This window comes from Salegentibacter maritimus, assembly GCF_016236915.1.
In the GTDB taxonomy this organism is placed as follows: domain Bacteria; phylum Bacteroidota; class Bacteroidia; order Flavobacteriales; family Flavobacteriaceae; genus Salegentibacter; species Salegentibacter maritimus.
The window spans coordinates 36,081-48,733 of record NZ_JAEHOK010000014.1 but is presented as its reverse complement, the minus strand read 5'-3'; the positions used below and the strand labels follow the sequence as shown (position 1 = coordinate 48,733).

Sequence of the window (12,653 nt, the reverse complement as noted above, 5' to 3'; positions counted from 1 at the left end):
AATCTTATTTAAATACTCTATTAATGGAATTCGCAATACTGTCAAAAGGAATTTCTTGCGGTTTTATAGGGGTGTTGTTTCTCAATTTGGCAACGCCCTGGGCAACAATTTTATCGTTATTTTCCAGTCCTGATTCAACAACTATAAAATTATTTACCCTTGCGGTTTCTTTAATTGTAGTAGAAACAGCAATGCTATCGCCCTGAACTTTGTAAACATAGGTTTTCCCTTGTTGTTCAAAACTTGAAAGTTCGGGTATTAAGAGCACATCTTTATAAGTTTTTGGAATTCGAATCTTACCGCTATTTCCGTTGGACAATAGTTGGTTGGGGTTTGGGAATTTTGCTCTAAAAGTAACCGAACCTGTTGAAGGATCAATTTGTCCCGAAACAGTTTCTATTTTACCTGTTTCGTTATATTTCTCGCCGTTAGCAAGGATTAAAGAAACTTCAGGAAAATTGGCTATTTTTTCTGCAATACTATTTCCCGTAGTTTCCTGAATAAAACTCATATAATCTTTTTCATTCATAGAAAAGAAAGCGTAAACCTCATCGGTTTGGGAAACGGTTGTAAGTGGAGTAGGGTCGCCTGGAGAGACCAGGGCTCCATTTCTATAATTAATATTACCTACGTAACCATCTACCGGACTTTTAATATTGGCGTATCCTATACTGGCAGCAATACTATTGTAATTCGCCTCTGCCTGAGAAAGTTTCGCTTTTGCAGTCTCTAGCTGTACCTTACTAATAATATTTTTTTCAACAAGGGGTTTTAGTTTTTCTACTTCTACCCGGGCTGCATTTACATTGGCCTTTGCAGCTTCGGCATCGCCAGATAAAGATTCGGTTTCAAGTTTAAACAGGAGCTGTCCTTTTTTAACTTTTTCTCCGGCATCAACCAAAACATTGGTAACATATCCGGGTACCTTTGCACGTACTTCACTATTTACAACACCTTCAATACTTGTTGGATAAGAAGTGTGTCCGGTAACTGTTTTAGTAGGTACACCTATTACGGGAAAAGGCCTTGGCCCCTGGGCTCTTTGTTGTGCTTTGGTACCATCTGAGCAAGAAGTAAAAACTCCCGCACTTAGTATAAAGAGACTAAAATAAATTATCTTTTTCATTGCTATGCTTATCTAGTTATTTGTTTATATTTTCTTTTAATTTATTTACTGCTGCGATTGCTTCCTCCAGAAAAGTGAGTAAACTTCTTTGAAATTCCAGATCAAAATTATCTTCATTATCCAGCTTGTTCATTTGGGTTTTATATTCCAAAACCTCTAAGTGAACCGTTTTTTGAGCTTCCCATTTGGCGGTCATTTCATCAATGTAATTCAACATTAAATCTGGTTTTACAATAAAATAGCGTTTGCGATCACCGGCTTTTGTGTAGTATTCCATACGGTTTGTTGCCTGTAAATGATCTAAATGCGTAGAAACAGTACTTTTACCTGCGTTTAAATTAGTAACAAGCTCGTCAAAAGTAATTCCCTTTTTTCCTGTAATAATAGCCGTAGAGAAAATTCTTGCCGCTACGGGGGCTAACTGGTGTTCTTTTTCTAATTGAACGCCCAGTTTTTCAATAAGTCGCTTTTTTTGCTTTTCTAATTCTGTAATATTCATTATTGGAATTTGAGGCTGCAAAAATAATATTTGGTTCCGAATAAACCGAACCAATAAGTTTTAAATATTTGTTAAATCGCGTCAGGCAAGGATTTAAGGAAGTTTAATTCATTAGATTTTAGCACGAATCCGGCGCGAATCATACTACGTTTCTCCTGATAGTTCAAGAGACTTTCGGCATGTCCTTTAAACCACTCCAGCATCAAATTGATGTTTGAAGAATTAAATGGTTTGTACATTAAACGGGTTTGTAGCGTACCATTCCAGTTTTTTGTGCCTTTTAACAACATTAAATCTATATATAATTCGTTGGGTATAATGTTGTAAGTGAGGTTCAATTTTCCATAGCCTATATATTCCATTAAATCGGCATTATCTTCATATTTAAAAGGAACCCAGGCCTTAAGGCTTAAAAGAAGTCTTTCGTTTAATGCTGTATGATATCCCAGGGAAACCTTATTCCAGCTTCTGGAATAGATACTATCACGACCATTAGATTCGTGTTCTATTTGAAAGAATGCCATGCCGGCTAAATGATCGTTTTGGTTATAAATAGGTTTGCCAAGCGCAATTCCGGGCTTAAAGTTAATCTCTCTAAATGGACTGGAAAATTTATAAATATTCCAAAAAGCCTTTTGGGTATAGGTAAGAAACAAATGCGTGTCAAAAGGAAGGGTATTTCTGGTAATTAGGGCTTTAAAGCTAATTTGATATTTTGCATCGGCAGTTTCTGACGAGACCTCTTTATTGGTGGGGATGCCGGATATAAAATAATTATCCTTATGAATAGAAAAAACAGGCATTTTTTCTAGTGTATCATTTATTTTATCGCGAGACAATCTTTGGGAATAGGCCTGAAACGTACAAAAAGTGAAAAGGATTATTAATGAAAAGCTGTATTTACTATTCATTTTCAATTGAGGTTAAAGAAAATTAAAACAATTTACTCTATATTAAACCCTTATTTTTTGGAAAGGTTTACAATGAATGTTAGAAGCCACAGCGATTACAGGAATACGGCAATAGGTTTTTTGGTACCGGTATAAAAACAAAAAACTGGCTAATTTTAATTCTTATAAATTCCTATTTCTAATTTTCCATTTTTATTCATTTTAGCCCGGTACATGCCTGCAGTATTAAATTCCATAGAAACATTTCCCTGGTGATCTATCGCGATAATCCCGCCACTACCTCCAAGTTCCGGATTCTTTTTTTGTATTACTTCTTTTGCAGCCTGTGCAAGACTCATTTTTTTATATTCCATAAGTGCAGAAATATCGTAAGCTACCACACCGCGAATAAAAAACTCGCCCCAACCGGTTGCAGAAATCGCTGCGGTTTTATTGTTGGCATAGGTGCCGGCTCCAATTATGGGGGCATCGCCTATGCGCCCCCATTTCTTATTCGTCATTCCCCCGGTTGAGGTTCCTGCGGCCAGGTTACCGTTTTTATCTAAAGCGGCACAACCTACCGTCCCAAATTTTGAATCTTTAATAAATGGATCTACAAAAGCGGTCTTGCCATCGTGGTCCAGTTCTGTTTTTTTGGTGTTTTTTGCTTTTAAACGTTCCAGGCTTTTAAATCGGTTTTCGGTATAGAAATAACCCGGATCTACAATTTCCAGGCCGCGTTCTTTGGCAAATTGTTCGGCACCTTTTCCCGAAAGCATGACGTGTTCGGAGTTTCCCATCACTTCCCAGGCTAGATTTATAGGATTCTTCACGGTAGTTACTCCCGATACTGCCCCGGCATTTAATGTTTGACCATCCATAATAGAAGCATCGAGCTCATTTTTACCTTCGTTAGTGAAAACCGCTCCTTTTCCGGCGTTGAAAAGTGGTGAATTCTCCATGATATTTATAGTTCGCTGTACAGCTTCAATGGCAGTCCCACCATTTGCCAAAATCTTGTGACCGACCTTTATGGCTTCTTCAAGTTTGGCTTTATATTCCTGTTCCAGGGAATCGCTCATATTTTCTTTTAGAATAGTACCTGCTCCCCCGTGAATTACGATGCCAAAATTCGCTACGGAATCCTGTTGTTTTTCGGTATTATTGGTTTGTTTCGCTTCAGGTTCCTTATTAGTGGAGGTATTGCAGCTTAAAAAAAGTGATAAACTAAACAGTAGAATGATTTTTTTCATAAAATGGTAATTTTCCTTCTAAGGTAGGTATTTGTATATTTTGTATTTGCGCCAGGGATAGCAGCGTAAATCCCACAGGCGCAACAAGCGCCGAGGAATTGCAGCGAATAGCCCTTTAAGGCGCCCAAAAAGATAAGGAAATTGCCCTTTCTTTTGCGCTTTAAGTTGTAATTTTAAACAATATAATTATAAAATCATGGCAGTAAATAAACCTTTTAACCTTAATAAATGGATAGAGCAAAATCGAGAATCGTTAAAGCCACCGGTTGGTAACCGAAACCTTTATAAAGAATCTGAAGATTATATTGTAATGGTGGTGGCCGGGCCAAATGCGCGCAAGGATTACCATTATAACGAGACTGAAGAGCTTTTTTATCAGCTAGAGGGTGAAATTGAAGTGCATATTCAGGAAGATGGAAAGAAGAAAACAATGCAATTGGGGCCTGGAGATATGTATTTGCATCCGGCAAAAGTTCCGCATTCCCCGGTTAGAAAAGAGGGGTCTATTGGTCTGGTAGTGGAAAGAAAACGTGTACAGCTAGATGCAAAAGATGGGTTGTTATGGTTTTGTGATGCGTGTAACCATAAGTTGTACGAAGTTTATTTTCCGTTAAATGATATTGAGCGCGATTTTTTAAAGCATTTTAAACATTTCTACGGAAGTAAAAAGTTGCGTACCTGTGATAACTGTGGCGAAGTGATGCCGGTAGATGAAAGATTTGTGATTGATACAGAATAGTCTTTAATTTTGTTATTTTAGCAGTAAACACACAAAAGAACAGATAAAATTTACAACTTAATGAGTGAAATAGCAGAAAAATTCGGAATTAAGCAAGCTTTAAAAGATCTTGGATTGCAGGAAACCAATAACGGAACGTCTACCGGAAAAGATTTTTTTAGTAGCGGTGATGTGATTGAATCGTATTCTCCGGTAGATGGTGCGCTTATTGGAAAAGTAAAAGCCACGATCAAAGAAGATTATGAAAAGGTAATTAGCACAGCTACTGCAGGTTTTAAAGAATGGCGCACCTGGCCGGCACCACAGCGAGGAGAGGTGGTTCGCCAATTTAATGATGAATTAAGAAGGCTAAAAGAACCTCTTGGTAAATTGGTTTCTTACGAAATGGGAAAATCATACCAGGAAGGTTTGGGCGAAGTTCAGGAAATGATAGATATCTGTGATTTCGCAGTTGGACTTTCACGCCAATTGCACGGATTAACCATGCATTCTGAACGCCCGGGGCATAGAATGTACGAGCAATACCATCCGCTTGGAGTGGTTGGAATTATTTCGGCGTTTAATTTTCCCGTTGCTGTTTGGTCCTGGAATACTGCTTTAGCCTGGGTTTGCGGAGATGCTTGCGTTTGGAAAGGATCAGAAAAGACTCCGTTAACTTCTGTAGCCTGTCAAAATATTGCTGCCAGGGTTTTTGCTGAAAATAATGTTCCGGCAGGGATTTCTTCATTGATCACCGGCGATTATAAAGTGGGTGAAATGATGACCAACGATAAACGAGTGCCGTTAATTTCGGCTACCGGTTCTATTAGAATGGGAAAAATAGTTGCCCAGGCCGTGGCCGCAAGGTTAGGAAAATCGCTTCTTGAATTAGGTGGAAATAACGCCATAATCGTAACGCCAGATGCCGATATTAAAAATACGGTAATCGGTGCTGTTTTTGGAGCTGTGGGAACTTGTGGGCAGCGTTGTACTTCTACCCGAAGATTGATTATTCACGAATCTATCTACGATAAGGTAAAAGATGCTATTGTAAAAGCTTATAAGCAACTGCGTATTGGAAACCCGCTAGATGAAAATAATCACGTAGGGCCGCTTATTGATAAAGATGCTGTGAAAAATTACCAGAACGCATTGGATAAAGTAGTGGAAGAAGGCGGTAAGATTTTAGTTGAAGGCGGTGTGCTGGAAGGTGAAGGTTATGAAAGCGGTTGCTATGTAAAACCGGCAATTGCCGAAGCTAAAAATGATTTTGAGATTGTGCAGCACGAAACTTTTGCGCCGGTACTCTACATTATGAAATATTCTGGAGATGTTTCTAACGCCCTGGAATTGCAAAATGGGGTAGTGCAGGGGCTTTCTTCAGCAATAATGACCAACAATTTAAGGGAAGCAGAGCGTTTTCTTTCGGTAGAAGGTTCAGATTGCGGGATCGCCAATGTAAATATAGGAACTTCAGGTGCTGAAATTGGGGGGGCTTTTGGCGGTGAAAAAGAAACCGGGGGCGGCAGAGAATCCGGTTCTGATGCCTGGAAAATATATATGAGAAGACAAACCAATACGATTAATTATACTACCGAGCTGCCTTTGGCACAAGGGATTAAATTTGATTTGTAAGGATTTTTAGGAATTTTTTGAGAAGTTATTGCCGTAACCCTGTTTCGATGCTTCGGGACAGAATGACGAAGCAAGCCAGGTTGGAATTATAAACCAAAAAAACCTCACAGCTTTTTAAAGCTGTGAGGTTTTTTTTATCAGATTTTAGCACTTTCATAAATAGGCCTTCCATAATAATTTTATATTTTGGGGTCATCCAAAAAAAGATGAGCAATGAGTAAAATTGATGATGAAACAATAAAACAGGAACATCAAAAACGGCAGGAGAATTTTGAAGAGGAAGATGTACATGGGGTGCTGGAAGATGAGGAGGAAATCAAATCTAAATTTGAAAGTAAAGGGAAATTGCAGCGATATGTAGATGATGCGCAATTACTTTTTAACTTATTACGGGATTACGCAAGCGGAAATTACCGGGAAGTCCCTTTTAATGTAGTTGCGGCTATTGGTGGAGCTTTGCTATACGTGCTTTCACCCTTAGATCTAATCCCAGATTTTATTCCAATTGTTGGGTATTTGGACGATGCGGCAGTAATTGCGTTCTGTCTAAATCTAATTGAAAAAGACCTGATTACCTATAAAGTTTGGAAAGCAGAGCGTGCCTAAGATTTTATATCGCATTAAAATTAATGAAAGTAGTTGTGCACTATTATGAAAAGGCAAAACCCTAAATCATTTATGAAACAAACGATTTTATTTTTTGCCTTATTAATTCTAACATCCTGCGGAGTTCAGAAAGTTCCACTAAATGAATTACATACTTTGGAGCCAGTCAAACTTTACGAAAATTCAAATGATTTCCTAAACAAACAACCGATGGAAAAGGAATTCGGAATTTTGGTAAAAGACAAAAGCGATCAACACATAACTACAAAAGGAATATTTGACTTAAAAACTGGTGAAAAAAGCAAAAATGGAATTTCAGCTTGGGCTATTGAATACAATAACAATCATTATTTCAACTTGGGATATTCAACCGATGTGAACCATTGGGGTTCTTATGCCAAATTTGACATCGAAGGAAAATATTGTGCTATAATCATAGATGAAAATTCACCGTATATTCTCAAATCAACGAGCCAAACTTATGGTGGAGGACTTGCAGGCAGTTTAATCGCTGAATCACTAAAATGGGGGAAAAATTGGAAAGACGAAGAAGGTAATAAAAAAAGAATTTTATTTATCGACACAGAAGATATCCATAACAAAATGATGAGTCGGAATGAAAGCGCTCACGGAAATTATTTTACGAAAAAACAATTTAAGAAAATATTGGATGAGACAGGAACAGTTTTAACTGACGAAAAAATAAAAGAAATTGAATTTCACAGAATAATCGAACTGATTAAAAGTGCTAATGAAAAATAACAGTGCAACAATGCGTCTTCTGAAAAGCTCTAGTAGACTTCTTTAAAGTTAATGTTTTATTTTCAATTACCTCATATTGTTGATTTTGAAGTGTTGAATCGTTAATAATTATGGCTAAATACTTAATCGAAATTCAATTGTTTTAGCTAAATTTATTTTGAGTAGACAAAATCTGGTAACCCAACCCGCAACTAGCCATACTAAGAATTGTTGGCAGCAACGGCAGAAATTTTCACTAATTAACTACAACAGGTATGAAAATTTTTTTGTTATTAACAACCACATTATTAATTGGTATTTCAGTTAGCGGACAAGTATCAGATACAGTTTATAATGAAAATAAAAATATTAGATTATACTGTAAAGCACAAGAATTAGAAAATGTACCTTACTTTTTTCTTGTGTTAGGTAAAAATGAGATCGAACTTGACAATGAGAAGTTAGGTTTAATTGATTTAGATTGGATTGAAAACTTACATGTTTTGACTAAAGAAATAGCTATCAAAAAATTTGGATCAAAAGCTGAACATGGTGCCATTTCAATTAAGATAAAAGAAAAAAATATTAAAGATCTTAAGGAGAAACTAAGGACTAAAAATAAGTAATTAATGCTGTGCTACGGCTGCGAACTATTAATCGTAAATAAGCGACAGCTTCAGAAAGAAAATAATTGATTTATCAACAAACCATTATTAAGTTCACAAATCTGCGCCCCAACTCTACCAATTGGTAATAGACCACTACTTAAAAGTCAATTTTCGTCAAGCTGAACTCGTTTCAGCTTCTAACATGTCATTTAATTATCAACATATTAGGTCTCCGAATAAATTTCGGAGCAGGCTCTGAACTAAATTCAGGATGACGATTTTGACTTTTCAGACAGCCTCCTATTTTATAAATTTTTCAAATGATTATAGCCTTCCGTTGGCTTCTACCCATTTAAAAGTATATTGATCTTCGGGGATAGCCATTCTTCCTGCAATTCTTCGCATTCTATCTGGTAATTTCATCAAATAATCCCTTGCTTTTTCGGCCTCATCGGTTAATGAGCGCATTTTATCTATCTCCCAATAACCGTTTAGTTTTTCAAGGATTTCTATATAATCGTAGGTTGTATAAACGCCAAGTCTTTGTGCTGCGTTCGAGAAATTTTCAAAAGCTTCGGCAATACCCTGGCCGCTTTCCCTTAGAAATTGGGCCGGCATTACTATTTTTTTCTTCATCATATCGTGAAAAGCCAACATCATTTCACTGGGGTCATGTTCAAAAATTGTTTTTACGAATTCCCGGTAGGCCATATAGTGCCTCATCTCATCTCCTGCGATGATATTACACATTTTTCCCAGCATTTTATTGCCTTTCTTTTTAGCCAACTGCCCAACTCGCTTGTGTGAAATATTGGTTGCTAGCTCCTGGAAACTGGTATATACAAAGTTTTTGTAAGGATCACGACCGGTACCAATATCAAAACCATCGTTTATTAAATACTGTGTGGTCTTTTCAATCTCACGCATATTTACCCTTCCCGATAGGTAAAGATACTTATTTAGGGTGTCTCCGTGGCGATTTTCTTCACCGGTCCAGTGGCGAACCCATTTAGACCAGGCGTTTTCCTCACCGCGCATTTTCCCATGCTGTTCTACCCCTTCCATATCCATAAGCCAGGACTCATAAGTTGGTAATGCTTCTTCGGTAACCATATCGGCCACTAAAACTACCCAAAAATCGTATTCAAGCTCTTTTGCTTCTTCCCTAATTTGGGTAATTTGATCCATATAATTTTCTCCCTGTAAGTTTGGAAGAAGATCTGTAGGTTGCCAAATATCTTCTACAGGAATAAGATATTTTTCAATGAAATCGTCTACCTGTTTTTCAACGGTATTCATTACTTCTAATCTAATATTGTCGAGGGCCATTTCATTTTGTTTTGAAGCAGAAATCTAAAAATTCTGCCGGTATTAATCAACTCTTAAGCAAGAATTGGATTTAAAATATGCTGTTTAAAAATTTTTACTTGCAAATAAAGCCTAAAATCCTAGAGTTACAAAGATAAAAAGAGAAAAGGCATTTTGTGGTAAATTCGTCTTAATTTCTGCCTTTTTCACTTGGATAAAATTTATAAACAGGTTCACTTTGCCAAATTTCTTTTGTATTTACTTCCATTGCCGAGAGCTTGCCCTTAAAGGCAGCACCGGTATCTAAATTCCAAACACTGGCCCGTTTTATGGGAGTGGTTTCATTGACTCTGGTTACCGGGGTGTGTCCAATAAAAATTTCATCAAAAATTTGAAGTCGTTTTGGATAATTTGTATCGTTTGGGCTAATAGACCCATCCATAGAGAGTGCCATTTCCCACAAAGTTCTATCCCAATAAAATCCTGTTTGGTGATATTCCTGTTCCGGGCCGTGTTGGTTGGTAAACCCGGCATGTACAAAAAGCCTGTTTTCCTCGTCGATATAGTAATTTAGCATCTGATTGTAAAACCTGAGATGTGCTTCTATTTCTTCTGAAGAAAAATCTCTGTACGCATCAATACTGGATTGCCCGCCGTGCTGCAGCCATTTTTCATTGAATTCTCCGGTTTCCAGCCAGCGATGGGTAAGATCATCATGATTGCCGCGTAAAAAAATACAGGTATTTTGTTTTGCGAGTTCTATAAGGTAAGAAACCACCTTGCCCGAATCGCTCCAGCCGTCTACATAATCGCCCAGAAATATTAACTTATCGCTTGGGGTTACCTCTATTTTTTCCAGTAGTTGTATTAAAGCTTTTAGCCCGCCGTGAATGTCTCCAATAGCAATATTTCTACCCATTTTAATTGTATTTTACTTTTCTTAAAATTCGCATACTTTCTTTATAGTAATTATAAACCTCCCGACTGTATTCTTTTAAATATGGTTTTGCTTCTTCCAGCTTATCTATGGCCTGCTCAAAATTATTTAAATAACAAAGCAAATAGGTGGAAGGTAAATTTTTAAGATCTTTTTTTTGTTGATTGTTTAGTTTAAGCTTCTTTTTTAGTCTTTCAACCAGGCTATTGTTTGTGTTGTAAATATGATAAAGTGTCTTTTTGTCGAACTTTGGTGGTTCAAACAAAAGCTTACTTTCAATATCGTAACTAACATTATCTTTAAAGTTTATAATAACTTCTTCTAACGGATAAAATTTATACTTATCGTGCAGGCCTAACTGCACATATTCAAGGATTTTAAACTCGTTGTTAGAAAGGCTAATGCTTACCTGGTCCATATCTGAATAGAACAATTTCACCTGTTCGTTAATTAGTTCTATATCTACCCTGGAGTAAAAAGTTTCGTCTTGTGATTTTATCTTTTTTCCGGCCCAACAAACCACAAAATATTCTTTAAAAACTTTATAAGTAGCGTTATAGTCTTTTCTTTTTTGAAGAAAATCGAATACCCCGTCCAGGGTTAACTCAATATTGTTGTGGGAATGTTTTTCTATGGCCGCAACTATTTCCGAGTTCACATTTTTAATTTTTACATCAAAAACCTTGGGCATACTAATGCTTCCTTCCCTAAAAAAGACCGAACCCCCATAATATTTCCAAATGTACTTTTTAAGCGAACATATTTTTCCATGATTTGGTCTAATACTTACCAGTCCAACAACCAGTTTACCTGGTAGGTGCGGAAAAGGGATATTCTCGTAAGAAATTAAAGGCGGATTGCTTAAATAGGCATTAACGAGATTCTGAATTTTGCTATCGTCAAAAAAATCAGTGCCAACAATACTATTGTCTTCATCTCTTACGCCAATAACGATATAAGAATTGTTTTCGGGGTTAGAATTAGAAAGGGCGCAAACGTGTTTTAGGAATTTGGCTTTTCCTTCTTTCTCACCAATATTAAGCTTCAGTTTTTTGTCATAAAAACTGTTCTCATCGTTGTGAGCAAGTAGATTTTTTATTAAAAGCCGTTTGTTGATCATAATTTATTTGTCGTTTCTACTAAAAGTTAGGCTCCCTTCCTTATTAGTTTTTGTAAGTATATATATCATAAATTATATTTTTCAATTGTAACATAGCCATTGTTAGACTGTTATTTTTATTGTGCAAAACCTGACCCCCCCCCCTCTTTTAATGCACCTAGACGCGTTTTTGTTTTTTAGCATGCCATTTTGGTAATCAATGCTATCTTAGTAGGTTTTTTTAGTCACTAAAGTAATTATAAGTAAGTAGCCTAACTTTAAACATGTCGTTTAAAGTCTTGTTAAATTTAGTTAATCTCAGGTTTAAGATATAATTTCTTTCAATGTGCTGCGTTTTGCTCACTAAACAATTAATTAACCTAATTAAGATACAAACAATGAAAAACCTTAAGTTAAAAAGTTTATTGCTTGCAGCAGTAGTTGCCTTTGGATTTACAAGTTGTAGCGATGATGATGAAAATGGAGGAGTAGAAGGAAACGCCCAGTTAACCCTTAGAATGACAGATGCTCCCGGTGATTACGACCAGGTTTGGGTAGATGTGCAGGACGTGATGATTAAAACTGAAGCTCCTGTTGGTGAAGAGGAAGCTGAATGGGAAAGCCTTGCCAACGTAGAAGCAGGACGTTATGATCTTTTGCAATTAACCGGAGGGGTCTCTCAGTTATTGGCCGATGTAGAAATTCCGGCTGGTTACCTTGATCAGGTAAGATTGATTTTAGGACCCGATAATGCTGTAGTGGTAGATGGAGTAGAAATTCCTATGGCTACCCCAAGTGCACAGCAGTCTGGTTTAAAATTAAAGGTAGAGCAAGAGCTTGAGCCAGGGGAAAGCTATGAATACCTTTTGGATTTTGATGTAGATGAATCTGTGGTAACCACAGGAAACGGAGGTTATATTCTAAAACCGGTAATTAGAATGATGGCGATGGCCAATACGGGTTCTATTGTGGGCGAAATACATCCTACCGAAACAAAGTCTTTAGTAAAAGCCCAGAATGCAAGCTATACCATTTCGGCTTATACAGATGAAGCTGGAAACTTTGTATTACACGGTGTTCCCGCGGGAACTTATAAAGTAACCGTTACTCCAGATGCTGAAACTGGCTTGGAGGTGAAAACAATAGATAATGTTAAAGTAGAGGAAGACACTCCTGTAGATCTTGAAACAATTTATTTGGAATAGATAAAATTATTCCTATCTAAAAAAAGAG

Annotated in this window: 13 protein-coding genes; 6 read left to right on the top strand and 7 right to left on the bottom strand. The window is 36.9% G+C overall.

The window, feature by feature from the left end:
• Positions 1-4: 4 nt before the first annotated feature.
• The 4 genes from I6U49_RS11735 to I6U49_RS11720 all read right to left on the bottom strand — a co-directional run bounded on the left by I6U49_RS11735 (position 5) and on the right by I6U49_RS11720 (position 3,768).
• Positions 5-1,126, bottom strand: coding sequence for an efflux RND transporter periplasmic adaptor subunit (locus tag I6U49_RS11735; RefSeq protein ID WP_198628836.1), 1,122 nt, complete (start codon positions 1,124-1,126; stop codon positions 5-7).
• Between the two features lie 16 nt (positions 1,127-1,142).
• Positions 1,143-1,625: a GbsR/MarR family transcriptional regulator gene (locus I6U49_RS11730; RefSeq protein WP_227740414.1), complete on the bottom strand. Its 483-nt coding sequence runs from the start codon at positions 1,623-1,625 to the stop codon at positions 1,143-1,145.
• Between the two features lie 71 nt (positions 1,626-1,696).
• Complete coding sequence (locus tag I6U49_RS11725; RefSeq protein ID WP_198628835.1) at positions 1,697-2,536, bottom strand: phospholipase A; 840 nt, start codon at positions 2,534-2,536, stop codon at positions 1,697-1,699.
• A gap of 155 nt (positions 2,537-2,691) precedes the next feature.
• A complete protein-coding gene (locus tag I6U49_RS11720) occupies positions 2,692-3,768 on the bottom strand; it encodes an isoaspartyl peptidase/L-asparaginase family protein (protein WP_198628833.1) in 1,077 nt (358 codons plus the stop codon).
• Between the two features lie 196 nt (positions 3,769-3,964).
• Here I6U49_RS11720 and I6U49_RS11715 point away from each other — a divergent pair, with 196 nt between their 5' ends.
• The 5 genes from I6U49_RS11715 to I6U49_RS11695 all read left to right on the top strand — a co-directional run bounded on the left by I6U49_RS11715 (position 3,965) and on the right by I6U49_RS11695 (position 8,094).
• Positions 3,965-4,507, top strand: coding sequence for a 3-hydroxyanthranilate 3,4-dioxygenase (locus tag I6U49_RS11715; RefSeq protein WP_193711936.1), 543 nt, complete (start codon positions 3,965-3,967; stop codon positions 4,505-4,507).
• Positions 4,508-4,567: 60 nt separating this feature from the next.
• Positions 4,568-6,121 (top strand): L-piperidine-6-carboxylate dehydrogenase, encoded by a 1,554-nt coding sequence (gene amaB, locus I6U49_RS11710; RefSeq protein ID WP_193711937.1) that lies wholly within the window; start codon positions 4,568-4,570, stop codon positions 6,119-6,121.
• Positions 6,122-6,334: 213 nt separating this feature from the next.
• A complete protein-coding gene (locus tag I6U49_RS11705) occupies positions 6,335-6,727 on the top strand; it encodes a YkvA family protein (protein ID WP_193711938.1) in 393 nt (130 codons plus the stop codon).
• Between the two features lie 72 nt (positions 6,728-6,799).
• On the top strand, positions 6,800-7,489 hold the full coding sequence (locus I6U49_RS11700; protein WP_198628831.1) for a hypothetical protein: 690 nt from the start codon (positions 6,800-6,802) through the stop codon (positions 7,487-7,489).
• Between the two features lie 254 nt (positions 7,490-7,743).
• The gene (locus I6U49_RS11695; RefSeq protein ID WP_198628829.1) at positions 7,744-8,094 is read left to right on the top strand and encodes a hypothetical protein; all 351 of its coding nucleotides are present in this window, start codon (positions 7,744-7,746) and stop codon (positions 8,092-8,094) included.
• 306 nt (positions 8,095-8,400) lie between these two features.
• Here the strand turns inward: I6U49_RS11695 and I6U49_RS11690 are convergent, their stop codons facing one another.
• The 3 genes from I6U49_RS11690 to I6U49_RS11680 form a co-directional block, all read right to left on the bottom strand.
• A complete protein-coding gene (locus tag I6U49_RS11690) occupies positions 8,401-9,405 on the bottom strand; it encodes an acyl-ACP desaturase (protein ID WP_193711939.1) in 1,005 nt (334 codons plus the stop codon).
• Between the two features lie 169 nt (positions 9,406-9,574).
• A complete protein-coding gene (locus I6U49_RS11685; RefSeq protein ID WP_198628827.1) occupies positions 9,575-10,303 on the bottom strand; it encodes a metallophosphoesterase family protein in 729 nt (242 codons plus the stop codon).
• Between the two features lies 1 nt (position 10,304).
• Complete coding sequence (locus I6U49_RS11680) at positions 10,305-11,441, bottom strand: ATP-binding protein (RefSeq protein WP_198628826.1); 1,137 nt, start codon at positions 11,439-11,441, stop codon at positions 10,305-10,307.
• Between the two features lie 377 nt (positions 11,442-11,818).
• On the opposite strand from I6U49_RS11680, the gene I6U49_RS11675 reads away from it, so the two are divergent.
• Positions 11,819-12,625 carry a DUF4382 domain-containing protein gene (locus tag I6U49_RS11675; RefSeq protein ID WP_198628824.1) on the top strand — a complete coding sequence of 269 codons (807 nt, stop codon included), beginning with the start codon at positions 11,819-11,821 and terminating at the stop codon, positions 12,623-12,625.
• Positions 12,626-12,653 lie beyond the last annotated feature (28 nt).

Excerpts from the sequence above, each read along its gene's own strand:
- I6U49_RS11735 (WP_198628836.1), bottom strand. The coding sequence starts at position 1,126 with ATGAAAAAGATAATTTATTTTAGTCTCTTTATACTAAGTGCGGGAGTT.
- I6U49_RS11730 (WP_227740414.1), bottom strand. The coding sequence starts at position 1,625 with ATGAATATTACAGAATTAGAAAAGCAAAAAAAGCGACTTATTGAAAAA.
- I6U49_RS11725 (WP_198628835.1), bottom strand. The coding sequence starts at position 2,536 with ATGAATAGTAAATACAGCTTTTCATTAATAATCCTTTTCACTTTTTGT.
- I6U49_RS11720 (WP_198628833.1), bottom strand. The coding sequence starts at position 3,768 with ATGAAAAAAATCATTCTACTGTTTAGTTTATCACTTTTTTTAAGCTGC.
- I6U49_RS11715 (WP_193711936.1), top strand. The coding sequence starts at position 3,965 with ATGGCAGTAAATAAACCTTTTAACCTTAATAAATGGATAGAGCAAAAT.
- amaB (WP_193711937.1), top strand. The coding sequence starts at position 4,568 with ATGAGTGAAATAGCAGAAAAATTCGGAATTAAGCAAGCTTTAAAAGAT.
- I6U49_RS11705 (WP_193711938.1), top strand. The coding sequence starts at position 6,335 with ATGAGTAAAATTGATGATGAAACAATAAAACAGGAACATCAAAAACGG.
- I6U49_RS11700 (WP_198628831.1), top strand. The coding sequence starts at position 6,800 with ATGAAACAAACGATTTTATTTTTTGCCTTATTAATTCTAACATCCTGC.
- I6U49_RS11695 (WP_198628829.1), top strand. The coding sequence starts at position 7,744 with ATGAAAATTTTTTTGTTATTAACAACCACATTATTAATTGGTATTTCA.
- I6U49_RS11690 (WP_193711939.1), bottom strand. The coding sequence starts at position 9,405 with ATGGCCCTCGACAATATTAGATTAGAAGTAATGAATACCGTTGAAAAA.
- I6U49_RS11685 (WP_198628827.1), bottom strand. The coding sequence starts at position 10,303 with ATGGGTAGAAATATTGCTATTGGAGACATTCACGGCGGGCTAAAAGCT.
- I6U49_RS11680 (WP_198628826.1), bottom strand. The coding sequence starts at position 11,441 with ATGATCAACAAACGGCTTTTAATAAAAAATCTACTTGCTCACAACGAT.
- I6U49_RS11675 (WP_198628824.1), top strand. The coding sequence starts at position 11,819 with ATGAAAAACCTTAAGTTAAAAAGTTTATTGCTTGCAGCAGTAGTTGCC.